Source organism: Granulicatella adiacens ATCC 49175 (assembly GCF_025150565.1).
Taxonomy (GTDB): domain Bacteria; phylum Bacillota; class Bacilli; order Lactobacillales; family Aerococcaceae; genus Granulicatella; species Granulicatella adiacens.
This window is the reverse complement of the sequence record NZ_CP102283.1, coordinates 1077656-1102957: the sequence shown is the minus strand read 5'-3', so window position 1 is coordinate 1102957 and position 25302 is coordinate 1077656. Positions and strand designations below refer to the sequence as shown.

The 25302-nt window shown below is 36.9% G+C and carries 26 protein-coding genes; 25 read left to right on the top strand and 1 reads right to left on the bottom strand.

The annotated features are described in order from the left end of the window. The first annotated feature begins 15 nt into the window (after nt 1-15). The 19 genes from NQ540_RS05445 to NQ540_RS05355 all read left to right on the top strand — a co-directional run bounded on the left by NQ540_RS05445 (nt 16) and on the right by NQ540_RS05355 (nt 19514). Nucleotides 16-918 (top strand): deoxyribonuclease IV, encoded by a 903-nt coding sequence (locus NQ540_RS05445; RefSeq protein ID WP_005605654.1) that lies wholly within the window; start codon nt 16-18, stop codon nt 916-918. Nucleotides 919-1000: 82 nt separating this feature from the next. Further along, on the top strand, nt 1001-1414 hold the full coding sequence (locus tag NQ540_RS05440; protein ID WP_005605653.1) for a Fur family transcriptional regulator: 414 nt from the start codon (nt 1001-1003) through the stop codon (nt 1412-1414). Nucleotides 1415-1570: 156 nt separating this feature from the next. Further along, nucleotides 1571-1744: a 30S ribosomal protein S21 gene (gene rpsU / locus NQ540_RS05435; RefSeq protein WP_005605651.1), complete on the top strand. Its 174-nt coding sequence runs from the start codon at nt 1571-1573 to the stop codon at nt 1742-1744. A 95-nt stretch (nt 1745-1839) separates the two neighbouring features. Beyond that, nucleotides 1840-2286 (top strand): GatB/YqeY domain-containing protein, encoded by a 447-nt coding sequence (locus NQ540_RS05430; protein ID WP_039848797.1) that lies wholly within the window; start codon nt 1840-1842, stop codon nt 2284-2286. Between the two features lie 22 nt (nt 2287-2308). Continuing rightward, nucleotides 2309-3316, top strand: a complete 1008-nt coding sequence (locus NQ540_RS05425; RefSeq protein WP_005605647.1) for a PhoH family protein — start codon at nt 2309-2311, stop codon at nt 3314-3316. Next, complete coding sequence (locus tag NQ540_RS05420) at nt 3297-5489, top strand: HD family phosphohydrolase (RefSeq protein WP_156780430.1); 2193 nt, start codon at nt 3297-3299, stop codon at nt 5487-5489. The genes NQ540_RS05425 and NQ540_RS05420 overlap by 20 nt, the downstream gene beginning before the upstream one ends. A gap of 151 nt (nt 5490-5640) precedes the next feature. Next, complete coding sequence (gene ybeY, locus NQ540_RS05415; RefSeq protein WP_039848795.1) at nt 5641-6129, top strand: rRNA maturation RNase YbeY; 489 nt, start codon at nt 5641-5643, stop codon at nt 6127-6129. Next, nucleotides 6119-6499, top strand: a complete 381-nt coding sequence (locus tag NQ540_RS05410) for a diacylglycerol kinase family protein (protein ID WP_005605642.1) — start codon at nt 6119-6121, stop codon at nt 6497-6499. The genes ybeY and NQ540_RS05410 overlap by 11 nt, the downstream gene beginning before the upstream one ends. 9 nt (nt 6500-6508) lie before the next feature. After that, nucleotides 6509-7417 (top strand): GTPase Era, encoded by a 909-nt coding sequence (gene era, locus NQ540_RS05405; RefSeq protein ID WP_005605640.1) that lies wholly within the window; start codon nt 6509-6511, stop codon nt 7415-7417. 11 nt (nt 7418-7428) lie between these two features. After that, nucleotides 7429-8211 (top strand): DNA repair protein RecO, encoded by a 783-nt coding sequence (gene recO, locus NQ540_RS05400; protein ID WP_005605639.1) that lies wholly within the window; start codon nt 7429-7431, stop codon nt 8209-8211. Nucleotides 8212-8497: 286 nt separating this feature from the next. Continuing rightward, the gene (locus tag NQ540_RS05395; protein WP_039848794.1) at nt 8498-8740 is read left to right on the top strand and encodes a hypothetical protein; all 243 of its coding nucleotides are present in this window, start codon (nt 8498-8500) and stop codon (nt 8738-8740) included. A gap of 14 nt (nt 8741-8754) precedes the next feature. Continuing rightward, nucleotides 8755-9639 (top strand): glycine--tRNA ligase subunit alpha, encoded by an 885-nt coding sequence (glyQ, locus tag NQ540_RS05390; protein WP_005605637.1) that lies wholly within the window; start codon nt 8755-8757, stop codon nt 9637-9639. A gap of 20 nt (nt 9640-9659) precedes the next feature. Then, nucleotides 9660-11729, top strand: a complete 2070-nt coding sequence (glyS, locus tag NQ540_RS05385; protein WP_005605636.1) for a glycine--tRNA ligase subunit beta — start codon at nt 9660-9662, stop codon at nt 11727-11729. Nucleotides 11730-11760: 31 nt separating this feature from the next. Next, nucleotides 11761-13068, top strand: a complete 1308-nt coding sequence (gene obgE / locus NQ540_RS05380) for a GTPase ObgE (protein ID WP_039848793.1) — start codon at nt 11761-11763, stop codon at nt 13066-13068. A gap of 12 nt (nt 13069-13080) precedes the next feature. After that, nucleotides 13081-14904 carry an acyltransferase family protein gene (locus tag NQ540_RS05375; protein WP_005605633.1) on the top strand — a complete coding sequence of 608 codons (1824 nt, stop codon included), beginning with the start codon at nt 13081-13083 and terminating at the stop codon, nt 14902-14904. Nucleotide 14905: 1 nt separating this feature from the next. Beyond that, the gene (gene rnz / locus NQ540_RS05370; RefSeq protein ID WP_005605631.1) at nt 14906-15850 is read left to right on the top strand and encodes a ribonuclease Z; all 945 of its coding nucleotides are present in this window, start codon (nt 14906-14908) and stop codon (nt 15848-15850) included. Beyond that, the gene (locus NQ540_RS05365) at nt 15837-16634 is read left to right on the top strand and encodes an SDR family NAD(P)-dependent oxidoreductase (RefSeq protein WP_005605630.1); all 798 of its coding nucleotides are present in this window, start codon (nt 15837-15839) and stop codon (nt 16632-16634) included. The genes rnz and NQ540_RS05365 overlap by 14 nt, the downstream gene beginning before the upstream one ends. A 12-nt stretch (nt 16635-16646) precedes the next feature. Beyond that, entirely contained in the window at nt 16647-18962 is a 2316-nt protein-coding gene (gene recJ / locus NQ540_RS05360) for a single-stranded-DNA-specific exonuclease RecJ (protein ID WP_005605628.1), read from the top strand. Nucleotides 18963-18986: 24 nt separating this feature from the next. Then, a complete protein-coding gene (locus NQ540_RS05355) occupies nt 18987-19514 on the top strand; it encodes an adenine phosphoribosyltransferase (protein WP_005605626.1) in 528 nt (175 codons plus the stop codon). 48 nt (nt 19515-19562) lie between these two features. Here NQ540_RS05355 and NQ540_RS05350 read toward each other — a convergent pair whose 3' ends face one another. After that, entirely contained in the window at nt 19563-20843 is a 1281-nt protein-coding gene (locus NQ540_RS05350) for a hydroxymethylglutaryl-CoA reductase, degradative (RefSeq protein WP_005605624.1), read from the bottom strand. Nucleotides 20844-20959: 116 nt separating this feature from the next. Between NQ540_RS05350 and NQ540_RS05345 the strand changes: the two genes are divergently transcribed. The 6 genes from NQ540_RS05345 to tgt all read left to right on the top strand — a co-directional run bounded on the left by NQ540_RS05345 (nt 20960) and on the right by tgt (nt 25287). Beyond that, nucleotides 20960-21550 (top strand): immunity protein Imm33 domain-containing protein, encoded by a 591-nt coding sequence (locus NQ540_RS05345; RefSeq protein ID WP_039848792.1) that lies wholly within the window; start codon nt 20960-20962, stop codon nt 21548-21550. Nucleotides 21551-21571: 21 nt separating this feature from the next. After that, on the top strand, nt 21572-22315 hold the full coding sequence (locus NQ540_RS05340; RefSeq protein ID WP_156780415.1) for an acyl-[acyl-carrier-protein] thioesterase: 744 nt from the start codon (nt 21572-21574) through the stop codon (nt 22313-22315). 206 nt (nt 22316-22521) lie between these two features. Beyond that, the gene (gene rpsD, locus NQ540_RS05335) at nt 22522-23133 is read left to right on the top strand and encodes a 30S ribosomal protein S4 (RefSeq protein ID WP_005605618.1); all 612 of its coding nucleotides are present in this window, start codon (nt 22522-22524) and stop codon (nt 23131-23133) included. 110 nt (nt 23134-23243) lie between these two features. Next, complete coding sequence (locus tag NQ540_RS05330; protein WP_005605616.1) at nt 23244-23660, top strand: GNAT family N-acetyltransferase; 417 nt, start codon at nt 23244-23246, stop codon at nt 23658-23660. A gap of 70 nt (nt 23661-23730) precedes the next feature. Further along, nucleotides 23731-24030, top strand: coding sequence for a HesB/YadR/YfhF family protein (locus NQ540_RS05325; protein ID WP_005605614.1), 300 nt, complete (start codon nt 23731-23733; stop codon nt 24028-24030). A 111-nt stretch (nt 24031-24141) separates the two neighbouring features. Then, on the top strand, nt 24142-25287 hold the full coding sequence (gene tgt, locus NQ540_RS05320) for a tRNA guanosine(34) transglycosylase Tgt (protein WP_005605612.1): 1146 nt from the start codon (nt 24142-24144) through the stop codon (nt 25285-25287). The last annotated feature ends 15 nt before the right edge of the window (nt 25288-25302 follow it).

Sequence of the window (25302 nt, the reverse complement as noted above, 5' to 3'; positions counted from 1 at the left end):
AATTGGAGGTTTGACATGTTAATTGGATCTCATGTTTCAATGAGCGGTAAAGATATGCTATTAGGATCTGCTAAAGAAGCCTATAGTTACGGGGCAAATGTTATGATGGTGTATACGGGAGCTCCGCAAAATACCAGAAGAAAACCAATAGAAGAATTAAATGCTGAAATAGGCAAGAAATTTATGGCTGAAAATGGAATCAAGGAAGTAGTCGTTCACGCTCCCTATATTATTAACTTAGCTAATACAACAAAAGAAGGATATATTGATTTTGCAATTGATTTTTTGAAAGAAGAATTGAGACGTGCTGAAGCAGTCGGAGCTACACAAGTTGTTTTACATCCAGGCTCTCATGTAGGTGCTGGTGTTGACGTTGGATTGAATCAAATAATTTATGGTCTAAACCAAGTAATTACAAAAGACCAAACAGTTCAAATCGCTTTGGAAACAATGGCCGGAAAAGGAACAGAGTTAGCTCGTACGTTTGAAGAACTAGCTCGTATTATTGATGGAGTGACGTGCAATGAACACTTATCGGTTACATTTGATACTTGTCATGTTCATGATGCTGGATACGATATTAAAAACGATTTATCAGGAGTATTGACTCAATTCGATAAAACGGTAGGACTTGATCGCATTAAAGTTCTTCATATCAACGATTCTAAAAATCCTGTGGGTGCTCATAAAGATAGGCATGAAAATTTTGGGTTTGGAGAGATTGGGTTTGATGCGTTAATGAATGTTATTCAAGTCCCAGAATTTAAAAATCTCCCAAAAATTCTTGAAACTCCATGGATTAAAGTGGAAGATAAAGTTCAGATTGCGCCATACAAGAAAGAGATTGAAATGATTCGTTCTGGAAAATTTGATTCACATTGGATTGAAGAGTTATTAAATCAAGAAAGAAGGAAATAATATGCATTCACACGATCATTGCTGTGGTCACGAACATTGTGAGCACCATCATGAACATCATCATAACCACTCACATAATCATGTGGAAGAAGCATTAGAGATTCTAAAAGAAGCGGGCTACAAGCACACGAATAAACGCCAACGATTGGTTGAAATTTTAAATGATGCGAATCGTTACTTGTCAGCAAAACAGGTGCAAGAGTTAATTGCTTCAGAGTTTCCACAATTAAGTTATGATACAATTTATCGTAATTTATATACCTTTGTACAATTGAATATTTTAGAAGGAACAGAACTAAATGGTGAGAAATTATTTAGATTCCGGTGCCAAACTCATGGGCATCATCATCATTTCATTTGTGAAAAGTGTGGTAGTACAAAAGAAATAGATATGTGCCCAATGGACTTCTTCCAAGATCAATTAGAAGGTTGTGAAATTCACTCTCATCGATTCGAGATTTTTGGACTTTGCGAAAAATGCGCAACTAAAGCATAAATTATGGTTTTCCTAAAAAAGTTCATAGGCAGTATAGAAGTTGATTGACATTTTAGCGAACCTTTCCTATAATAAAAAAAGGACATTTCGTTTGTTTGGTTATTCTATTCAAAAGAAAACAGTTACTTTTAAATGCTCGGAGGGAGGGAATAGGATATGTCAAAAACAGTTGTTCGTAAAAACGAATCACTTGATGATGCTCTTCGTCGCTTCAAACGTACTGTTTCTAAAACCGGAACTTTACAAGAGGCTCGCAAACGTGAGTTTTATGAAAAACCAAGTGTAAGACGTAAGAAAAAATCAGAGGCAGCTCGTAAACGCAAGTTCTAGTCAACTCTGTGTATCATATGACTATGTCAGGCTGGGGCTATAGGTCCCAGTCTTTTTTTATCAATCAAACGAAATACAAGAATGGAGAGAGAACAATGTCATTAAAAGAAACGATTAACAACGATATTAAAACAGCGATGAAAGCAAAAGATAAAGAAACATTAGCAGTTTTACGTATGATTAAAACAGCAATTCAAGCGGCTGAAATTGACAAAAAATCAGAGCTAACAGCTGAAGAAGAATTAACAATTTTATCACGTGAAGCAAAACAACGTCGTGATTCAATTGTTGAATTTGAAAAAGCAAATCGACCAGAACTAGTTGAAAAAACACAAGGTGAATTAGTGATTGTTGAAAAATATTTGCCAGCACAACTTTCTTTAGAAGAAGTACAAGCAAAAATTGCTGAAATCGCTGAACAAGTAGGGGCGACAACACATAAAGAATTCGGTAAATTAATGGGTGCCGTAATGCAAGCTCTAAAAGGACAAGCAGACGGTAATGTCATTAAAGAACAAGTAAAAGCACACTTAAATAAATAAGTGTGGATTGGAGGATAACTGATTGGAAAAAGAAACCGTAAAAGCAAGTGTTGAATTAAGCGATAATCCTCAACTAATTCAATTATTTGGTTCTCAAGATCAGAATATTCGTTTTATTGAAGATTCATTCCAAGTACAAATCACTCATCGTGGAGAGCAACTCTTTATTACTGGTGAAGAAGAGAATGTTACTCAAGTTAAAGAACTACTAAACCAGCTTCAAGACTTGATTGCACGTGGGATTAGTATTTCTAAAACAGATATCATCACTGCGGTGAAGATGGCTAAACGTGGTACTTTGGATTACTTTGTTAATTTATATAACGAAGAAATTGGCCGTACATTTGCAGGAAAAGCGATTCGTGCCAAAACATATGGGCAACAACAGTACATTCATGCCATTAAGAAGACTGATGTGGTCTTTGGGATTGGACCTGCCGGAACGGGTAAAACGTTCGTTGCCGTTGTGATGGCTGTTCAAGCATTAAAAAAAGGCGAAGTGAAGAAAATAATCTTGACTCGTCCAGCCGTTGAAGCCGGTGAAAATTTAGGTTTCCTACCAGGAGACTTAAAAGAAAAAGTAGATCCATATTTACGTCCGTTATACGATGCTCTTTATACCGTATACGGTATGGAACATACGAATCGACTCTTAGAACGAGGAGTCATTGAAGTGGCGCCGTTAGCGTATATGCGTGGGCGTACTCTAGAAGATTCATTTATCATTTTAGATGAAGCTCAAAATACAACTAGAGCGCAAATGAAAATGTTCTTAACTCGTTTAGGTTTTGGTTCAAAAATGATTGTCAATGGAGATAAGTCTCAAATTGACTTGCCAAAAGGACATCAAGCCAGTGGTCTTTTAGATGCTGAACGCAAGCTAAAAGGAATCAATGGAATTGCGTTTGTAGAATTTGATGCAGGAGACGTTGTACGTCATCCAATCGTATCTGAAATTATTAATGCATATTCAGCACCAAAGGAAACTGAAAAGGAACGAGGTGAAGAAAGTGAGACAAAAGCTCCGTAAGTTTCAAGAAACTTTAGGAATGCTCTATCTACCTGCTTTATTAGGGATGACATTTTTAGTGTTACTCATTTTAGGATGGAGTAATGTACAACCAACTTCTTATTCTTTAGAGTTAAATCAAGTTGCTAAAGAAACAATTCGTTCTCCAAGAACAATTGAGGATAAAGAGCAAACCGCAAAAAATCAACAAATGGCGATGGATGGTATTGGTGATATTTATGTATTTGATCAAACGAAACAACAACAGCAAATCGATAAGATAAAGCAGTTTTTCCAAGCGATTAAAACGGTTGCGGCCAAATCATCAAGCGAAATATTTGGGGGAGATTCAACTACCACAACGACTGGAGAAACATCTACAAAAGTAGCTACAATTCAAGATAGATTAAGCTATTTTAAGAAAAGTTTAGATAGGGAAAATAAAGCCATTCGAGATTTTGCTTTGTATATTAAAGATAGTGTTATTGTTCAGCTTTTATCGGCTAGTTCTGAAAAATTAGAGAGCTATGAGAAGGCTGTAGAAGACGCAACGAAGGAACAAATGGCTTCTTCTATTACAGATTCTAATCTGTTGCAAGCGCAAGAAGTTGCAAAAAGATCTTTGTTTAATGGTGGATTCTCTGATTCAGAACGTGAATTATTAGGACAATTGTTAACCAATAGCATTGTTGCTAATAATGTAGTGGATAAAGATGCAACCAACAGTGCAAAAGAGAATGCAAAGCAAAGCGTCTCAACCGTTAGAATTCTTCAAGGTCAAGTTCTCATCCAAGAAGGACATATTATAACTCAAGAAGATTTACGTATTCTTGAGTTACTCGGTATCAATGGAACAACAAACAATTATCATCAACTCTATAGTTACTTGATTTTCCTTGGAATCTTTATCGTTAGTCTTCTAGTATTCTCGCTTCGATATAAAGTGGGAGTTTCAAGTAAAGACTGGGATACCCGTTTAAATGAATTAACAGTGTTTACTTTTGTTTTTTCAATGGGGGCTGTTCTGTTGAAAATTTTATCGTTCTTGCAAAATAGAGGGATTGATTATATTGGTGTTGCTTTTCCAATTGCTGGATTAATCTATCTTATTTATAAGTTAACCTCAAAATTTTTCTTTACAATTATTGCGATGTTAGTTTATCCGATTTTAGTCTGGTTTATGTTTGGTAGTGACAATATCAATACTGAAATAGCATTAACAACTGTTTATTTTTCTCTTGCGGCTTGGTTAGGAGTTGTTCAAGAAGTTTATTGGAAAAACTTATCTTGGTTTAAACAATTACTTCTACAAATTGTAATTCCTGTTTCGTTAATGATTCCGTTTGTATTTTTTAGTAATTATGAACTAGTTTCTACTCAATCTGGTTGGTTATTTGCGTTTGCAGCGATTAGTGGATTTTTATCATATGTAATTCCAGTCATTTTAATGCCATATCTAACTTATCTTTTTGAAGATAGTTCAGTTCTTTTATGGGCAGAGTTATCTAATCCAAATCAACCTCTGTTAAAAGATTTAATTACAAAAGCACCAGGGACTTATCACCACAGTCTAATGGTGGCTAATATTTCAGCAAACTGTGTTGAGGCAATTGGGGGAGATTCTCAATTAGCACGAGTAGCAAGCTATTATCATGATATTGGAAAAACAGAGCACCCGTTCTTCTTTATTGAAAACTTGCCTGCTCATATGGAAAGTCCGCATAAAATGATTGGACCTTATGAATCAAAAGAAATCATTTTTGATCATGTTCGTAAAGGAGTAGAAATCTTAAAAGAACATCAATTACCAAAATCAGTAATTGATATTTGTGCAGAACATCATGGAACTACTTTGATGAAATACTTTTATGCAGAAGCCCTAAAAGAAAATCCGGATGCAATCGAAGAGGATTTCAGATATCCTGGTCCAAAACCTCAGACCAAAGAGTCAGCGGTCATTAATATTGTAGATAGTGCAGAAGCTGCAACTCGAGCGATGAAAGAGCCTACTTTAGAAAAAGTTCAGAATTTGGTTCATTCTATCATTATGAATCGCTTGGAAGATGGTCAGTTTGTAGAATGTGATATTACGATGAAAGAGTTGTCCATTATAGAAAAAAATATTGTGGCTTCTCTAAACGGAACATTCCATTCGCGAATAGAGTATCCAAAAATTGTAAAAAAACCTAGTTAAGAGTTAGTATCCTTTCCTTTAAGATTGTTTAATGAACAATTTTGGGGGAAAGGATCATTTTTATTTAATGTTTAGTTCAACATTCGTCAAAGTTCCAATAATGTAGGGAGTTTGTTAAAATAATAGTGACATGAATAAAGGAGATTTTAAAATGATTATTGAAATTATTGATGAAACAGAAGTAGTTCCAGAAAGTCATCAAGAACTGGTTCATAAGGTGGTATCTTTTGCAGCAGATTTTCTAAAAATACCTCAAACAAAAGAATGTAGTATTTCTTTCGTATCTAGTGAACGGATTCGAGAAATCAATCGTGATTTTAGAAATATCGATAAAGTAACGGATGTTATCAGTTTTGCATTGGATGATGACGATGATGATTTGGCAAGCATGCAGTCAATTATGGAGGAAGATGATAGTTTCGTGACTTCAATTGGAGATATTGTCATCTCTTTAGACCGTGCAAAAGAACAAGCAGAAGATTATGGTCATTCGCTTGAAAGAGAACTTGGATTTTTAGCACTTCACGGATTTTTACATTTAAATGGCTATGACCATCAAACTGAAGAAGAGGAAGCTGAAATGACAGGATTGCAACAAGAAATCTTAGAAGCTTATGGGTTAACTAGAAATGACGGATAGACAAACGGGAAAAAATTCAACCTTTTTGACTTCAATGAAACATGCACTACACGGAATCAAAACAGTTATTCATGAAGAACGGAATATGAAAGCTCATTTGTCCATGGCGGCGTTGGCCATATTGATAAGTTTCATTTCTGGACTAACTGCACTCGAATGGTGTTTTATATTACTTTGTATATTTTTAGTATTAGTCATGGAGATATTAAACACAGTTGTTGAAAATTTGGTAGATTTATTAGTGAAAAAGGAATATCATATTGAAGCTAAAAAGGCAAAAGATATTGCAGCAGGTGGAGTATTGTTAAGCGCAGGTTTTACAGTCGTTATTGCGATGATTATAATTTTGCCAAAATGGTTTCATTTTTAAGGAGAGAGTATGACAAAATCATTTAAATCAGGATTTGTAGCGATTGTGGGGCGACCTAACGTCGGCAAATCAACATTTATGAACTATGTGTTAGGTCAGAAGATTGCCATTATGTCTGATAAAGCACAAACCACAAGAAATAAAATTCAAGGAGTCTATACTAAAGATAACGCTCAGATTGTCTTTTTAGATACGCCTGGAATTCATAAACCAAAACATGAGCTTGGTGAATTCATGGTGAAGAGTGCCTATTCTGCTTTAAAAGAAGTGGATGCAGTCTTATTTATGGTCAATGTCAGTGAAAAACGTGGGCCAGGAGACGACTTCATTATTGAAAAGCTAAAAGGAATTAAGACACCGATTTTTTTAGTGTTAAATAAGATTGACCTTGTTACACCAGAAGTGTTATTAGAGCGTGTTGAAAGTTATAAAGATGCTCTTGATTTTGCGGGAGTATTCCCAATTTCAGTATTACAAGGAAATAATGTGAACGAATTAATGGAAGCACTTATAGAAGCTCTTCCCGAAGGTCCACAATACTATCCAGCAGACCAAATAACCGATCACCCGGAATACTTTGTGGTTTCAGAATTAATTCGTGAGAAAATTTTACAGTTAACACAGGAAGAAATCCCTCACTCAGTGGCTGTAACAGTGGATAAAATGCAAAAAGATGAATTTGATAAGGTTCATGTCTATGCAAATATTATCGTGGAGCGAAAATCACAAAAAGGTATTATTATCGGTAAAGGTGGACGTCTCTTGAAAGAAATTGGGACGAGAGCTAGACGAGATATTCAACAATTACTCGGAAATAAGGTTTATCTTGAATTGTGGGTAAAAGTCGAAAAAGATTGGCGTAAACGTAAAAGTAATCTACAAGAATACGGATATAAAGAGACAGACTATAGAGATTAGGATGAAATCAAATGGATTATTACCACTATTTTGATGGGATTGTCATAATGAGACAGACGTACCGAGAAAAAGATATGCTCGTAAAAATTTTGACGAGAGACCACGGAAAGTTGATGTTCTTTTTACGAAATGCACAGCAAAGCAATCATCCATTAACGGCTGCAACACAGGTGTTTACAAGAGCGACTTTCCTGGGGCATATTCATCAAAATGGGTTTAGTTTCCTAAAGGATAGTCACGATATTAAGCCTGCAACGATTGTCTTACAAGATGTAAAGGCACAAGCAGTTTTAGCGTATTTAACACAATTAACAGATGCGGTGATGGATGACCATATAGTGAATAAGACGGTATTTCAACTGCTGTGGGACTCTATTGAAGCCATTAATAATGGAATCGATGCAGAAGTAATTTTGAGGTTCTTTGAAATCAAGATTCTACGTTACTTTGGAGTCGAAGTGGAGTGGCAACATTGTGTTATTTGTAATAGGGATACGGACTTAGTTGATTTTTCGATTCAAAAGCATGGATGCCTGTGTAAGAATCATTTAGACGAAGATGAGTATCGCATGCAACTGTCTAGAAAGGCATTGTACGTAGCAAGGCAATTAGCGCTTGTGAATACTCCAAAACAAATAGGGTCTATTCAGTTATCGGGTGAGACTACAAGTGAATTAAGACGGTTGTTTGACACCATTATGGATGAGTATGTGGGCATACGTTTGAAGAGCAAAAAATTCTTAGATCAGATGGTCGAATGGGAAACGTTAATGCAGAAAAGAGGACAAGATTAAGAGTAGCGCAAAACGCTGTCTTTACTTGACTTTTTAAGCAATTATCGGTACTATAGTGGAAGATTAATAGGACGTTGACAGTGAGATTTTTAATGATAAAATGTCAAAGAGAGTATGGGCTGGTGGAATCCATATCATGGGTCATTAAAAGTGGCGCACTTGAGTCTATCAACAATGAAGCTTGGTTTTAAACCAAGAAATTAGGGTGGAACCGCGATTAGTCGTCCCTATGTATGCTTTTTGTGTACATAGGGACTTTTTTTATTTAGCCAAAGGAGGAAATAATATGGATTTTACAATGGTCATTCCAGCTTCAGAATTCAAAGATTTTCAATTGAAGGTGGTTTCTTTAGCACCAATTAAAGTCAGTGTGATTGGCCATGAAGATGAAGTGTTGGAAGAATTCCAAACAAGTGCAAACTATTCAATGTACGGCTTTAAAACAAAGAATGAAGCGATTAAAGAAGTTAAATGTGAAGTGATTCCTGGAGTGATTTATGAATTCTATCCAGTAGTGAATGCACAATAGAAAGGAGAACAATTATGGCAAAAAAATTAAGTGTTCAAGAAATTATTTTAACATTACAAAATTATTGGTCTAACCAAGGATGCTTGCTTCTTCAAGCATACGATACTGAAAAAGGGGCGGGGACAATGAGTCCTTATACATTCCTTCGTGCGATTGGACCAGAACCATGGAATGCCGCGTACGTGGAACCTTCACGTCGTCCAGCAGATGGTCGTTACGGGGAAAACCCAAACCGTTTATTCCAACACCACCAATTCCAAGTGGTGATGAAACCATCTCCTGAAAATATTCAAGAATTATATTTAGGAAGCTTAGAAGCTCTTGGAATTAACCCGTTAGAACACGATATTCGTTTCGTAGAAGATAACTGGGAAAATCCATCTCTAGGCTGCGCTGGTTTAGGATGGGAAGTATGGCTTGACGGAATGGAAGTGACTCAATTTACGTACTTCCAACAAGTAGGTGGACTAGAATGTCACCCTGTAACAAGTGAGATCACTTATGGTTTAGAACGTCTTGCTTCATACATTCAAGAAGTAGAGAGTGTTTATGATTTAGTATGGACTGGAGATGTTAAATATGGGGATATCTTCACTCAACCAGAATATGAACATTCTAAATACGCTTTTGAAGAAAGCAATGCAGAATTATTAATGCAATTATTTACAGACTTTGAAAAAGAAGCGACTGTATTAATGGAAAAAGGTTTAGTGCACCCAGCATATGATTATGTATTGAAATGCTCTCATGCATTTAACTTAATGGATGCTCGCGGAATTATTTCTGCAACTGACCGTGCTGGATTCCTTGGCCGTATTCGTAAGATGGCTCGTACCATCGCGAAAACTTTCGTGGCTGAACGTGAAGCATTAGGATTCCCATTATTAAAAGAGAAATAAGAGAGTTTGGAGGAGAAAGAATGACACAATCATTATTATTAGAAATCGGTTTAGAAGAATTACCTGCTCAATATGTTCGAACAAGCTCTGAACAATTAGCAAAACGTGTAGAAGACTTCTTCAAAGATGAAAACTTAGAATTTGAATCCTTTGAAGCATTTGCAACTCCTAGAAGATTAGCGGTTCGAGTAAATGGCTTAGTCGAAGAACAAGCTGACCGAGAAGAAATCTTTAAAGGACCATCTCTTGCAATCGCTCAAAAAGATGGAGCTTGGACAAAAGCAGCTGAAGGATTTGTTCGTGGAAAAGGGTTAACAACAGATGATATTTACGTTGAAGAAGTGAATGGCGTTGAATACATTCATGTGAAACAACATATCGCTGGTAAATCAACAAAAGAAGTGGTTAAAAACTTATCTTCTGTGATTACAGATATGAAATTCCCAGTGACCATGCGTTGGGCAGCTCATACATTTGAATACTTACGTCCAATTCACTGGATTGTTGCGTTATACGGCAATGAAGTGATCGAAGAAATCGGCGTATTAGACGTAAAAGCTGGACGTACTTCAAGAGGACATCGTTTCTTAGGAAAAGAAGCAACGATTGAAAACCCAGAAAGCTATGAAAAAGCATTGGCTGAACAATTCGTTATCGTGAACCAAGATGAACGTAAAGCATTAGTTCGCAAGCAAATTGAAGAATTAGCTGCAGATAATAACTGGATTATTCCAATCGATGAAGACTTATTAGAAGAAGTAAGTTCAATCCTTGAATACCCAACAGCATTTGCGGGTACTTTTGATGAAAAATACTTAGTCGTTCCAGAACCAGTATTAGTGACATCAATGAAAGAACACCAACGTTATTTTGTTGTGTATAACCAGGAAAAACAATTATTACCATTCTTCGTTTCAGTACGTAACGGTAATGACTACATGATTGAAAATGTAGCTAAAGGAAATCAAAAAGTGTTAACAGCTCGTCTAGAAGATGCATTATTCTTCTACGAAGAAGACTTAAAGATTCCGATGACAACTTTCTTGAAGAAATTAGAAACATTAAACTTCCATGCCAAGATTGGTTCAATGACAGAGAAAATGGACCGTGTGCAATTACTTGTGGGACGTATTGCAAAAGAATTGAACTTACCAAGTGATGTCGTTGTCACAGCGCAACGTGCCGCTTCTATTTACAAATTCGATTTAGTAACAAACATGGTTGGTGAGTTCCCTGAATTACAAGGAATCATGGGTGAAATCTATGCCTTGAAACAAGGAGAAACTCCTGAAGTGGCTCAAGCAATCCGTGAACACTATATGCCAACAAGTGCAGATGGTGAATTGCCTTCTTCAGTACCAGGCGCTTTACTTGCAGTTGCCGATAAATTGGATACCTTCTTAAGCTTTACAGCTGCTGGAATGCTTCCAACAGGATCAAATGACCCATATGCGCTTCGTCGTCAAGTTATGGGACTTGTACAAATTCTTGCAGCCTTTGATTGGAACATCGAAATTGAAGACTTTACAAAACTATTGTTAGGTCTTGACTATGCTGAATTCCTATCAGGTAAAGAGGAAGAAGTTGAAGAGTTTATCTTAAGCTTTATTCGTGAACGTGTGGCACAACGTATTGCAACAATTACAAAACGTCATGATATTATCGATGCGATTGTAAACAGTCATACTTCATCAGTTCCTGAACAATTGAAAGCTGCAAAAGTTCTTTCAGCTGTTTCTGAATCAGAAGAATTTAAAGGAATTACAGAGGCATTAAACCGTGTTATTAATATTAGTGCGAAAGCTCAGGATGATGCGAGTGGCGAAATTTTAGAAGATCGCCTTGAAACAGAAAGTGAACGAACTTTAGTAAAAGCTATTAAAGAACTTCATTCAAAAGTACAAACATTAACTCCTGAAGAACTTTATAGTCATTTAGAAGCAATGGCACCAAAAATCAATGATTTCTTCAATGAAAATATGGTAATGGTGGACGATGAAGCGACTCGTCGTAACCGTCTAAGATTCTTAGGATTGCTATCTGAAATCATTTTAGATTTAGCAGATTTCACATCATTAATTGTTAAATAAGACCCCTCATACAGAAAGGAGAGTGAATGAAATGGCAGTATTTTATGATCGTGCCACGATTCAAGTCAAAGCCGGAAAAGGTGGAGACGGAATGGTTGCGTTTCGTCGTGAAAAATACGTACCAGACGGAGGCCCAGCTGGTGGAGACGGCGGTAAAGGCGGAAGTGTCATTTTTAAAGTCGATTCAGGACTTAGAACCTTATTAGATTTCCGTCACAAACGTCATTTCAAAGCAAAACCTGGTGAAAACGGCATGAGTAAGAGTATGTATGGCCGTGGAGCAGAAGACTTAATCGTTAAAGTTCCACCAGGAACAATCGTTAGAAATGCTGAAACAAAAGCGTTGATTGCTGACTTAGTAGAAGATGGGCAAGAAGTAGTGGTTGCAAAAGGAGGCCGTGGTGGTCGAGGAAATATCCGTTTTGCAACGCATAAAAACCCTGCTCCAGATATTGCGGAGAATGGTGAACCTGGGGAAGAGTTTGAACTCGATTTAGAATTAAAAGTTTTAGCAGATGTTGGGTTAGTTGGATTCCCATCTGTAGGGAAGTCCACTTTACTATCCGTGATTTCAAGCGCAAAACCAAAAATTGCAGACTATCACTTTACAACATTGAATCCTCAATTAGGTATGGCGCAGTCTCCAAATGGCGAACAATTCGTTGTTGCAGATTTACCAGGTTTAATTGAAGGAGCTCACACAGGTGTGGGGCTTGGTATTCATTTCTTAAAACATATCGAACGTACAAAAGTATTACTTCATGTGATTGATATGGCCGCAATGGAAGGCCGTGATCCTTTTGAAGATTACAAGATTATTCAAGAGGAATTAGGAAGTTATCACCTACGCTTATTGGAACGTCCAATGCTAATCGTAGCTAACAAAATGGACCAACCACAAGCGGAAGAAAACTTAGAGAAGTTCAAGAAAGATTTAGCGGATAGCTTGGCTGAAGGTGAAGAAATGCCAGAAATTTTCCCAATTTCTGCATATCGTCGTGAAGGCCTTCAAGCATTGCTTGCTAGAACTGCTGAAGTGTTAGAAGAAACAGAATTCTTCCCATTAAACGAAGAAGTAGTGGAAACACATATCGTTTATGGATTAGAAGAAGAGGAAGCACCATTCAAAGTGACAAGAGATCCAGATGGAACTTGGGTACTCTATGGTGACAAGATTGAAAAACTATTCAAGATGACTAATATGGAACATGATGAGTCTGTTATGCGATTCTCACGTCAATTACGTGGAATGGGTGTAGATAGCACTTTACGTGAAAAAGGCGCTGAAAATGGCGATTTAGTACGCATTCTAAACTTCTCATTCGAGTTCGTAGATTAAGGAGTTTTGAATATGATTGATAGAAGTGAGATGGAAAAACGTTTTTACGTATCTTCCTTTGACGGCCTAAGAGCGATAGGAATTCTTAGTATTATTATTTATCACTTGTATTCTTATCGCTTACCGGGTGGATTTCTTGGATTGGACATCTTCCTCATTTTAGCGGGATACTTTATGACAAACCGCTTAATGACAAGTTTGATGAACGATGGAAAGATTCCTTTGAAGCAGTTTTTACTAAAACGATTAGCGCGTATTGCACTGCCTTTAATCGCAATGCTCGTTTTAGTGTTCATTTATATTACGTTGTTTCAAAATGAGATGTTGGTGAACTTAAGAGGTTCATTTACTTCCAGTTTAGTGTTTTTAAATAACTGGTGGCAGATTCTTAGGGCTCAAACGTTTATTCCAAACTTATTAACGGAAAATCCATTTGAACACTTATGGTATATCTCATTGGCCTTTCAATTTTACTTATTGTGGCCGATTGTGTTTGCAGTCTTAAGTTTATTCGTTAAGAAGCATAATACATTGTTTGTGGCTATCGTTGTGTTAGCTACAGCTTCATTTGGATTAATGCTCTTTAGTTATAAAGGAGCAGACTCATTAACGTATGTCACGATGAGCACTTGGACCCGATTGTTTTCAATGCTTATTGGTTCATGTACGGCATTGTTATATCCTTTAGATCGTTTCCAAAAGGAACATAAATCTAGGTTGCCGTATGAGCAATATTTACGCTTAATCCCAATTGTGTTAATGTTCATTTTATTATTTACACTCGGACGAAATGAAGATATTACTTATCGTGGTGGAATGTTGCTTTTTGATTTAACAGTTGCAGCTGTTATTTTGATGAGCCTACATCCAAAAGTAGGAACTGGAATTTTATTCCGTTTCAAACCATTAACAGTGATTGGTCGTAGGAGTTTATCGTATTATTTATGGTTCTTACCGATTATTGTCTTATACCAAGCAAAAATGGGCATTATTGGTTCAAGTAGTTTAATTCACGGCATCATCCAATTAGTACTGATTCTCTTCTTTGGAGAAGTTTGGTATCAAGTGTTTGAGAAAAGACGTTATCTTCAAATGGCCCGTAAAATAATGGGGCTGTTGAATGAAAAAACAGCTTTTGGAAAACAAATTTTCTTTGGAATCTGTGCGGTGCCACTCATCATTTTAGCAGTTGGTTTAGTACAGTCTACAAGTAAACTGTCTGAACAAGAGGCCACTCTTACAGAATTAATCCATACAAACCAAACAATTGTGGATAATACACAACAAACGGATAAAAAATTACTGAAAACCATTAATAACGTAGTTGGTTTAACTCGTGAAGAAACCGTCTTTAGTAGTAATAGTTCAATTACCTTTATCGGAGACCAATCCCTTCTTGCAATTGCCAATGAACTCACGACCATTTACCCTAATGCCGTGATGCATGCAACAACGATTGCACAAGTAACAGACTTATCTTCAACGATTAACGAATTAAAATCGAAGAATCAATTAAATGACATCGTTGTATTAATGTTTGGTGCTAATAGTGCTTTTACAAAAGGACAATTGGAACGTGAATTAAAACGAATTGGTATGGAAAAACAAATCTTCCTTGTTACGACAACAACGTCTAAAACATGGAGAGAGGATGTCAATAACGTGTACGCTTCTGTAAGTGAGAAGTATTCGAATGTCCATGTTCTTGACTGGAATGAGTATTCCAAAGACCAAGATTGGTTCTATTCACATAAATCGTATGTAACGGAAGTTGGTGCTCATGAAGAAGCGCTATTCTTTGCGAAAAAAATATATGAAACATTGAGAGGAAATTAAAATGGAATTGCAATTTCTAGGAACAGGTGCTGGCGTACCTTCTAAAATGAGAAACGTCACTTCAATTGCATTAAAGCTTCTCGATGAGATTAATGAAGTGTGGTTATTCGATTGCGGAGAAGCTACACAGCAACAGATTTTAAATACAAATATTCGTCCAGGAAAAATCAAGAAGATTTTCATCACACATATGCATGGGGATCATATCTTTGGTTTACCAGGACTACTGACTAGTCGTTCTTTCCAAGGCGGAGAAGATGATTTAACCCTCTATGGTCCTAAAGGGATTAAAAACTTTATCGATACAACGATTCAGGCTTCTTGTTCAAAATTAGGATATCCTTTAAGAGTTGTTGAATTTGAAAAAGAAGGTCTTCTTTTCGAAGATAAACACTTTAAAGTAGAAATGAAGCGACTCGAACATGGGATTCCATCTTATGGATTTCGTGTCACTGAAAAAGATCAACCAGGCGAACTGCAAGCAGACCGTTTAAAAGAGTTAGGAATTCCCTTTGGTCCGCTTTACGGTAAGTTGAAAAAAGGCGAAACCATTACTCTAGAAGACGGAACAATCGTGAATGGACAAGATTATATTTCTCCGGATATTAAAGGACGCGTTGTGACCATATGCGGAGATACCCGTAAATGTGAAGCTAGTGAAATCTTGGCCTATCGTTCGGATGTTCTCGTCCACGAGGCGACATACGAAGGCGATAAAGGCCAACAAGCTTATCGTCATTTCCATTCAACAAGTCTTCAAGCAGCTGAAGTGGCTAAAAACGCTGAGGTTAAACGACTATTGTTAACGCATATCAGTGCTCGCTATCTTGGGAAACAATCCCAAGAGTTAGAAGACGAGGCTAAAAAGATTTTTGAAAATGTTCAAGTTGTCAAAGACTTCGACATTGTGACTGTTGAAAGGATTAAACATCATGAAGGACGCTAAATGGTTTACAAATCAAGTGGCTCTTGTCACTGGAGCAAGCGGTGGGCTCGGCGCACAAATCGCACTGGAATTAGCTAAAAGAAATGTACAACTCATACTGGTGGCTCGAAACACTGCTAAACTAGAGCAAGTAGCCTCGGAATGCAGATTGAACACGTCTAAACCTGTCGATATTTATTCGTGTGATTTAACCGATGATGCGTCTGTTCAAGACTTATTATCAACTCTTGATGAAAAATACAAAATTACGATGGTCATCAACAATGCTGGCCTTGGCTACCTTAAATATGCTAAAGACTTAAGTGAATCTGAGATTAATCAAATGCTTCAGTTAAACTTGAATACATTAATTAAAATCACTCAGCATTTTGTACCTAGGTTTATTGAAGATAAGAGCGGAGTAATTGTGAATATCGCTTCTCAAGCTGGAAAATCGGCAACAGTAAAATCATCCGTGTATTCAGCGACTAAATTTGGAGTCTTAGGGTATTCAAATGCACTTCGTTTGGAATTAAAACCTTATGGCGTCCATGTGATGACTGTGAATCCTGGTCCGATTGCGACAGACTTCTTTGATAAAGCCGAGCCAACTGGAAAATACTTAGAGCAATTAGGCGCTGTAGTATTAGATCCAGTGAAGGTTGCAGGAGAAGTTGTTAAAGGAATTGAGAAAGAAAAACGTGAAGTGAATTTGCCAAAAACAATGAACTTTGCGAGTAAATTAAATGTGTTATTCCCGAAAATAGGAGACAAACTATTAGGGAGTATTTTCAATAAAAAGTAGAGGAGGTGTACGATGAGTTTTGCAAATTATGCATGGAAGTTAAAAGAGAATGTGGATGAAGAACTCGTAACATCTCTTTCGAGTGAAAGTGGTGTATCCAGAAATCTCGTCCGCTTATGTGTGGAACGTGGAATTCAAACAGCAGAAGAGTTGCAAGAATTTCTTTCGCCAACACCACATCTAATCCACGATCCATTCCTTTTACACGATATGGATAAAGCGGTAGGGCGTATTCAAGAAGCCATTGAAAATGGAGAATTGATTCATATTTATGGTGACTACGATGCAGACGGGATTACGAGTACAACGATTCTCTACGAAACGCTTGAAATGCTAGGAGCTCAAGTATCGTACTATTTACCGAATCGCTTTACTGATGGCTATGGTCCTAATACTCCGGCATTCCAACGTGTGATAGAAGAAGGGCATACGCTTATTATTACGGTAGACTGTGGGATTGCAGCGCATGAACCAATTCGCTATGCGATGGAGAATGGCTGTGATGTCATCTTAACGGACCACCATGAAATTCCAAGTGAAATTCCAGAAGCTTATGCAGTTGTCCATCCACGTCATCCAGAGGCAAACTACCCATGTGGAGACTTATCTGGTGCTGGAGTAGCATTTAAGCTTGCTCACGCGCTTCTAGGAGAGTTTCCAGAAGAAATGGTAGAATTAGCAGCGATTGGAACAATTGCGGACTTAGTCAGTCTTACAGATGAAAATAGAACGATTGCTAAACTAGGAATCGCTCAAATGAAACAAACGCAACGAATTGGACTTGTTTCATTATTAGAAAAACTATCAGTTAAAATGGATAAATTAGATGAAAAGACGATTGGTTTCCAAATTGGACCGCGCTTAAATGCGCTAGGTCGCCTTGGAGATGCTACTCCAGGTGTTCAGTTGTTGACAACGTTTGACGATGAAGAAGCACAGAGTATTGTTGATTTCATGCAATCAGAAAACGAAAGACGTCAAGCTATCGTAAATCAAATCGTCGAAGAAGCCACTCCGATCATTCAAGAACAGATGAATCAACCAATCCTTGTGTTAGCGCAACCAGGTTGGCATGAAGGTGTTCTTGGAATTGTAGCGAGTCGAATCGTTGAACAGACTGGTAAACCGACTCTTGTGTTAGGCATTAGTGATGACGGATTAACTGCTAAAGGTAGTGGACGTTCATTTGGAGAGTTCAATCTCTATGATGCGTTAACCAGTGTAAAAGATCATCTTTTAAAATTCGGTGGACATCATATGGCTGCTGGTTTGACAGTTGAAACAATTATGCTTCCAACGATTATTGATGGGCTAGAACAATATGCTAAAGACCATCAAGACTTATTAGATGCGAAGGCTACGTTAACGATTGATGAAGTTCTTCCATTAAAAGATATTACGGTTGAATGGATTGAATCATTAGCCAGCTTAAAACCATTTGGAACGGATAATCCAGAGCCTATTGTTTCATTAGAAGGAATCCAAGTGGCGTCTACTCAATTGCTAGGAGCGGATAAAAAACATTTGAAGCTTCATTTGAAAGAAGATAATTCTACATATACGCTACAAGCAATGGCCTTTAGTAAAGGGGAATGGGCAGCTTCTCTTCAACCAGATACCAAGATTAGCATTGCTGGTACTTTAGAGATAAATGAATGGCAAAATAATCGTCTTCCTCAATTAATGGTGAAAGATATCGCTGTGAAAGGTAGAATCGTTATTGACTGGCGGACTTCGAAGATTACTAAAGATCATCTTGATGTTGAAAATGCCCTTTATTTAGCTTCAAACGAAGTGTATTTAAAAGAACTACAAACAAGAATTCCAAGTAATTCAAGCGTGATGGATTTTTCATCTTTTGTTTCATCAAATGAGATTCCAACCGCAAATGCGATCGTGTTATTTGATTTGCCTGAAAAAGTGGAGGAAGTGGAAACTTTCTTTAAAATGGAATTTCCTCAAAAGCTATATATCATCGCGTATACGAAGAACTCAGTTGTGACCACAGGAATTCCAGATAAGTCCAAGTTTGGTAGTGTGTATAAATATATCCAATCCCATGGACAACTTCCTTACAATGAAAAGTTAGTTTCAGTCGCAAATTTTCTGAAAATTCCCGTTGAACAATTCCGAGTGATATTAAAAGTGTTTTTTGAGTTAGAATTTGTTAAAATAGAAAACGGATATTTGTTTATTCATACAAATCCTAAAACGAATGACTTGGAAGAGTCAGTTTTATTAAAGAAGTTAAAAGAACAATTATTGCTTGAAAAAAAATTCAATTATAGTCAGTTTCAAGAATTGAAAAATTGGATTGAATCGCAATAGGATAAATAAAAGGAGGAGTTCTTGATGAACTTGAAAGAATATATTGCTAGCGTTCCAAATTATCCTAAAGAGGGTATTATTTTTCGTGATATTTCTCCATTAATGGCAAACGGAAAAGCTTACCAATACGCAACTCAACAAATTGTTGACTATGCACGTAAAATTGGTGCTGATATGATTGTTGGTCCTGAAGCGCGTGGATTTATCGTTGGATGTCCTGTAGCGTATGAATTAGGAATCGGATTTGCACCAGCGCGTAAAAAAGGAAAATTACCTCGTGAAACAGTAGCTGTTGAATATGATTTAGAATACGGATCAGCAGAATTACACTTACACAAAGATGCTGTAAAACCTGGTCAAAAAGTTCTTATCTGTGATGACTTATTAGCAACAGGTGGAACAATGGCTGCCGCAGCAAAATTAGTTGAAAAACTTGGCGGTGAAGTAGTTGGTTTAGCTTTCTTAGTAGAGTTAACAGACTTAAAAGGTCGCGAAAAAATTAGCGATTATGACATCTTCACGTTAATGGAATATACTGAAGACGAAAGATAATGAAAATAAAGAAGACTTCCTTAGCATTAAGCTAGGGAAGTCTATTTTTTATTCTCTCAATTCTTCTAATAGAGCTTTTGCAGTTTCTTGATTTAAGTGAGGTGCTTTAGCGAGTAAATTCATAAGAAGCGGAAGTTCATCTTCTGTTGCTCCAACTGCTAGTCCTAAGGATTTCGCTTGTAGTCTCATATGTCCTTTTTGAATGCCATCTGTTACAAGAGCTCTTACAGCAGCAAGGTTTTGCGCTAAACCAATCGATGCGATGATTTCCGCTAGTTCAACAGCACTTGGATGACCGAGTAACTCGTGTGCAAATTGTGCACCTGGATGAATTGCAATTGAACCTCCGACCGTTCCAACAGGAAGAGGAAGAGTGATAGTCCCCACTAAGTTCCCTACCTCATCTTTTGTCCAATTTGTCAGTGGTTGATATTGTCCACTTAAACTTGCATAAGCGTGAGCACCAGCTTCGATTGCTCGCCAGTCATTTCCAGTAGCGATGACAACAGAGTCAATACCGTTCATAATTCCTTTGTTATGAGTAGTTGCACGGTAAGGGTCCGCTTTAGAAAATTCACTTGCTAAAACGATTCGATCTATCACATCTTCACCTTTAGTAGTTCTCGTATCCAAGATTCTTGGAGAGATCACGCATTTAGCAGTGACAACGGAGTTTGTTGCAAGGTTTGATAGAATGGCCATAATGCTTTCGCCCTCAGTCAAGGCTTCAATTGGTGATACGAGCGCTTCTAGGATGGTATTTAGCATATTTGCTCCCATCGCTTCCTTTGTATCCAAAGAAATGTAGAAAATGTAGAATTGTTCTTTCTCAGTAGATTTTTCTTCGACCCATATTTCTCGAATTCCACCGCCACGCTTTACAATGGAAGGGTGCGCGTTATTAGCAATTGTAAATAATGATTCTTTTTGCTCCTCAAGTTTGGCTTTTACTTCTTCTAGTGTAAGAGGAGAGTTTACAATGGCAATTTCTCCAATCATTTCACGTTTTTCTTGAATAGTCGTTGTCCCGCCAGCTAAATTAAGTAGTTTTGAAGCATAGCTCGCTGCAGCAATAACAGAAGGCTCTTCCGTTACCATTGGAACGATATAACTTTTTCCGTTTACGATTAATTCAGGAACAATTCCATAGGGTAGGCCGTATATTTCAATTTGGTTTTCGACCATTTGGTTTGCGATGGATTCAGGTAGCGCTAGACCTTTGTTTAGTTGCTTTTTAGCTTTACTAGTCAAAGTAGGATGATTGAATAATATTTCTTTTCTTTCGTCAAGAGATTTTTGATAAAACTTGTAAAAAGGGTTATTTTGCATTGATGTGCTCCTTTCATGCTTTCATTCAGTATAACAAATTTTTAGAGTTTGCGGGTATGATACAGGTAAAATTTTTAAAAATGAGGTACACTAGTAAACGTGGAAGGAGAGATTTTATGGAATTTATTCGTGAAGTGAATGGTCGACGTCTGACTTTAGTGGCGGATGAAGACTATCAAAAGGAAGCAGAAGATATGCTTACTTTCGTAGAAGAATATTTTGAGGAGAATTGGGACGAGGTCGACACTTTAATTCCAATTCATTATGGGCAAGTGAAAGTGATTCCAAAAGGGGAAGATTTCCAAGTGGTCGTTCAAAATTACGAACATAAACTATTAGATGAATGGGTGGAAGATTTCTCTTATTTCCTAGACATTATTCGAAAAACGATTCAAACAGGAAAACGTACGAAAACTTTAGGCCGTCTGATTCCATTTCGTTTCGATGGACCATTAGTGATTGCTAACCATACTTTTGAAGTGGATGAGTGGTATGCACACCGTTTTGATGATGAAACTTGGTATATTGCTCCAATCGACCAAACGATGGATCCGCAACCGCTAGAAGGAAATCAAGCGTATGAAATCTTTCCAGATTACCCAGAATTATATGAAGTGATGCATTTACCAACAGATTATATTATCTTGTTTAAAGGGCATGAAATTGTGTCAGTATTGAATACAGATAGTGTAGATGTGTGGAACTAGTCAAATACGAAAGGATGTACTATGGTAGAATCAATTTGTCGCATGAATCATGTTGTGAAGGCGTATGAATGTAATTGGAAAGGAGAGTTATCTCTTAGCCATGTTGTCGGGATTATGATGCTAGCTTCGCGTAAACAAGAACGAGGTCTTGCGCATCCTGACTTGATTTATCAAAAAGGTCTTTCATGGATTGTGATTCAAAACCAATTAACGGTTAATCGTCTTCCGAAATTAGAAGAAGAAATTATTGTCGAAACGGAGCCTATTGGATATAACAAGTTCTTTACGTTCCGTCGTTATACCATCTTATCTCAAGAGGAAGAAGTTTTAGTCGATGCATTAACAACATTTTCGATGATTAATATCAAAGAGAGAAAACTTATCTCACTCGATGAAGAAGTACTTAGCGAATATCCAATCGAGAATAAAAAAGATAATCGTCGTAATCCAAGAGTTCCTAAAATCGACTTGGATAATGCAAGTGTCCAAACGTATCGCGTTCGCTTGAATGATATTGATTATAATCACCATGTGAATAATGCAAAGTATTTCGATTGGGTGATGGATAGCCTTGGCATGGACTTTATTAAGACTCATTCTTTAAAATCAGTTCTAGTAAAATATGATAAGGAAATTTTACCTGAAGCTACAGTTAAGAGTTTTTATGAAATTCGTGAAACTGGAAATGGGGTTCAAACATTGCACCAATTGGAATCCGATGATCAAAAATGTTGCCACTTATCTCTTGAATGGGAAGTGAAGTAAAATCCTTGTATTTTCATAGGAAATAGGGTACAATACTTTTTGTGTAAAATATGCAGCAGAAATATAGAAGCTCGTCAACAGTCCTAGCCTTTAGGGTAAGGTAGTAACCACGGCTGCAAAGGTGAACCCTTGTAGCGACTGCACGAATCGAAGATTTCGCGATTATTTTACTCCAAAAAAATAAACAATTATTGGAGGAATGTTCAATGTCACGTTACACTGGACCAAGCTGGAAGTTATCTCGTCGTTTAGGCATTTCACTTTCAGGAACAGGAAAAGAAATCGCTCGTCGTCCATACGCACCAGGTCAACACGGACCAAATAGCCGTAAAAAATTATCTGAGTATGGTCAACAATTACAAGAAAAACAAAAATTACGTCATATGTATGGTATGAACGAACGTCAATTTGCTACTTTATTCAAAAAAGCTGGCAAAATTAAAGAAGGTAAACATGGTGAAAACTTCATGGTTCTTCTTGAACAACGTTTAGATAACGTAGTATACCGTTTAGGTTTAGCAACTACTCGTCGTCAAGCACGTCAATTAGTGAACCACGGTCACATCACTGTGAACGGTAAACGCGTAGATATCCCTTCATTCCAAGTACAAGTTGGCGATGTTGTGGGTGTTCGTGAAAAATCACGTAACTTAACAATCATTAAAGAAGCTTTAGAAGCTTTATATGGTCGTCCAGAGTTCGTTACTTTCGACGAAGAAAAATTAGAAGGTTCATTAAACCGTCTACCATTACGTGACGAGTTAACTTCTGAAGTTGACGAATCACTAGTCGTTGAGTACTACAACAAACTTGGCTAATCTTATTAGACAATTTCAGAACTGGAATTCACTATTGTGGATTCCAGTTTTTTTATTTATAATTTTTATGAGAGTAAATAAATGAAATAGATTTAAAGGGGTTGAATCATATGATCCGTTATGTTGATAATCCAGAAATCGCTTTAGTAGATGTATTGCCTATTTATGAAGCAGTAGGATGGACAAATTACACGCAAAATCCAGGAATGCTTGAAGTTGCTTATAAAAGTTCACTTCATGTATTAGCGGCCTTTACTGAAGAAGGAATACTCGTTGGTGTATTGCGCGCTGTTGGAGATGGAGCGTCTATTCTGTTTATTCAAGATATTTTGGTAACTCCTGAGTATCAACACCAGGGAATCGGAACAAAATTGTTACAACAGACTCTAGAAAAGTACAAGAATGTGTATCAAATTCAATTAACTACTGATAATTCAATGAAGACGATTTCTTTTTATGAATCTAATGGGTTCACAAGTTTAACATCGCTAAACTGTGTTTCTTTCATGTATACAGGTAATCAGTGAGCAAACTTTACTAACTTTTTATAGTTTTATGTTAGAATGAGATTGTAAATTAAAGGAAAGAGTGGATACAATGCAACTAACAATTGATAAAAAAGCACAAGCATGGTTCGAAGAAGAAATGGGTGTATCTAAAGAACGCGGTGTTCGTTTCCTAGGTAAAGTATACGGATGCAGTCCAATTCATGAAGGGTTCTCTTTAGCTGTTGAAGTTGATGCTCCAAGTAAACCTTATGTGAGTGTTGAGGAAAATGGAATTACATACTTTGTTGAAACTGGAGATGAATGGTTTTTCCAAGGACATAATTTAGAAGTAGGCTTTGATGAGAAGTTGAAAGAGCCAAGCTACAATTATACAAAAATTGCTGACTAAGGTTGGTAGTAGAAAGGGAGTCATTAAGTACGTGACTCCCGTTTTTATTGGACATTTTTGTCTATGTAGAGTACAGTTAGATAGTTATGAAATGAAGAAAGGATTTATGAAATGACAGAACCTGCAGTAAAATATAGATTAATAAAAACTGAAAAACATACAGGCGCTCGTCTTGGAGAAATCATTACACCTCATGGTACTTTCCCAACACCGATGTTTATGCCGGTTGGAACACTAGCCACCGTAAAATCAATGTCTCCAGAAGAATTAGATGAAATGGGCGCTAATATCATTTTGAGTAACACCTATCATTTATGGTTACGTCCTGGTGCGGATATTGTAGATGAGGCTGGAAAACTGCATAACTTCATGAACTGGAAGAAAGGGATTCTTACCGATTCTGGCGGGTTCCAAGTATTTTCGCTAAGTGATATGCGTCGTATTGAAGAAGAGGGGGTTCATTTTAGAAATCACCTAAATGGATCTAAACTATTCATATCGCCTGAAATTTCAATTGATGTTCAAAATAAATTAGGTGCGGACATTATTATGAGTTTTGACGAGTGTCCTGATTTTCATCATACACATGATTATGTGAAAGATTCGATTGCTCGTACCACTCGTTGGGCAGAGCGTGGATTAAAAGCTCATAAGTCACCAGATAGTCAAGCGTTATTTGGTATCTTACAAGGAGCGGGGTATAAAGATTTACGTATCGCACATGCTAAAGACATGATTTCGTTAGATTTCCCAGGATATTCTATTGGTGGATTATCTGTTGGCGAAACAAAGCAAGAGATGAATGAAGTGTTGGATTACTTAACTCCACTGATTCCTTCTAATAAACCTCGCTATTTAATGGGAGTAGGTTCACCTGACTCATTAATTGATGGTGTCATTCGTGGAGTAGATATGTTTGACTGCGTATTACCAACACGTATTGCGCGTAACGGTACATGTATGACTAGTAGCGGACGTCTTGTAGTCAAAAATGCAAAGTACGAACGTGATTTCCGACCTTTAGATGAGAAATGTAACTGTTACACATGTCGTAACTATACACGTGCGTATATTCGTCATTTATTTAAGACAGACGAAACATTCGGATTGCGCTTAACAAGTTATCATAACTTGTACTTCTTATTAAACTTAATGAAACAAGTTCGACAAGCGATTATGGATGATAACTTATTAGAGTTTAGAGAAGCGTTCTTTGAAGAATATGGTTTCAACAAGGAAAATGCTAGAAATTTCTAAAGAATATAGAAATAG

Bases quoted from the DNA above. Each gene is read 5' to 3' on its own strand.
- era (WP_005605640.1), top strand. From the start codon at position 6,509: ATGACAAAATCATTTAAATCAGGATTTGTAGCGATTGTGGGGCGACCT.
- ybeY (WP_039848795.1), top strand. From the start codon at position 5,641: ATGATTATTGAAATTATTGATGAAACAGAAGTAGTTCCAGAAAGTCAT.
- NQ540_RS05345 (WP_039848792.1), top strand. From the start codon at position 20,960: ATGGAATTTATTCGTGAAGTGAATGGTCGACGTCTGACTTTAGTGGCG.
- NQ540_RS05330 (WP_005605616.1), top strand. From the start codon at position 23,244: ATGATCCGTTATGTTGATAATCCAGAAATCGCTTTAGTAGATGTATTG.
- rpsU (WP_005605651.1), top strand. From the start codon at position 1,571: ATGTCAAAAACAGTTGTTCGTAAAAACGAATCACTTGATGATGCTCTT.
- NQ540_RS05350 (WP_005605624.1), bottom strand. From the start codon at position 20,843: ATGCAAAATAACCCTTTTTACAAGTTTTATCAAAAATCTCTTGACGAA.
- tgt (WP_005605612.1), top strand. From the start codon at position 24,142: ATGACAGAACCTGCAGTAAAATATAGATTAATAAAAACTGAAAAACAT.
- NQ540_RS05355 (WP_005605626.1), top strand. From the start codon at position 18,987: ATGAACTTGAAAGAATATATTGCTAGCGTTCCAAATTATCCTAAAGAG.
- NQ540_RS05375 (WP_005605633.1), top strand. From the start codon at position 13,081: ATGATTGATAGAAGTGAGATGGAAAAACGTTTTTACGTATCTTCCTTT.
- NQ540_RS05325 (WP_005605614.1), top strand. From the start codon at position 23,731: ATGCAACTAACAATTGATAAAAAAGCACAAGCATGGTTCGAAGAAGAA.
- rnz (WP_005605631.1), top strand. From the start codon at position 14,906: ATGGAATTGCAATTTCTAGGAACAGGTGCTGGCGTACCTTCTAAAATG.
- NQ540_RS05445 (WP_005605654.1), top strand. From the start codon at position 16: ATGTTAATTGGATCTCATGTTTCAATGAGCGGTAAAGATATGCTATTA.
- NQ540_RS05395 (WP_039848794.1), top strand. From the start codon at position 8,498: ATGGATTTTACAATGGTCATTCCAGCTTCAGAATTCAAAGATTTTCAA.
- NQ540_RS05365 (WP_005605630.1), top strand. From the start codon at position 15,837: ATGAAGGACGCTAAATGGTTTACAAATCAAGTGGCTCTTGTCACTGGA.
- recJ (WP_005605628.1), top strand. From the start codon at position 16,647: ATGAGTTTTGCAAATTATGCATGGAAGTTAAAAGAGAATGTGGATGAA.
- obgE (WP_039848793.1), top strand. From the start codon at position 11,761: ATGGCAGTATTTTATGATCGTGCCACGATTCAAGTCAAAGCCGGAAAA.
- recO (WP_005605639.1), top strand. From the start codon at position 7,429: ATGGATTATTACCACTATTTTGATGGGATTGTCATAATGAGACAGACG.
- NQ540_RS05340 (WP_156780415.1), top strand. From the start codon at position 21,572: ATGGTAGAATCAATTTGTCGCATGAATCATGTTGTGAAGGCGTATGAA.
- NQ540_RS05410 (WP_005605642.1), top strand. From the start codon at position 6,119: ATGACGGATAGACAAACGGGAAAAAATTCAACCTTTTTGACTTCAATG.
- glyQ (WP_005605637.1), top strand. From the start codon at position 8,755: ATGGCAAAAAAATTAAGTGTTCAAGAAATTATTTTAACATTACAAAAT.
- glyS (WP_005605636.1), top strand. From the start codon at position 9,660: ATGACACAATCATTATTATTAGAAATCGGTTTAGAAGAATTACCTGCT.
- NQ540_RS05430 (WP_039848797.1), top strand. From the start codon at position 1,840: ATGTCATTAAAAGAAACGATTAACAACGATATTAAAACAGCGATGAAA.
- rpsD (WP_005605618.1), top strand. From the start codon at position 22,522: ATGTCACGTTACACTGGACCAAGCTGGAAGTTATCTCGTCGTTTAGGC.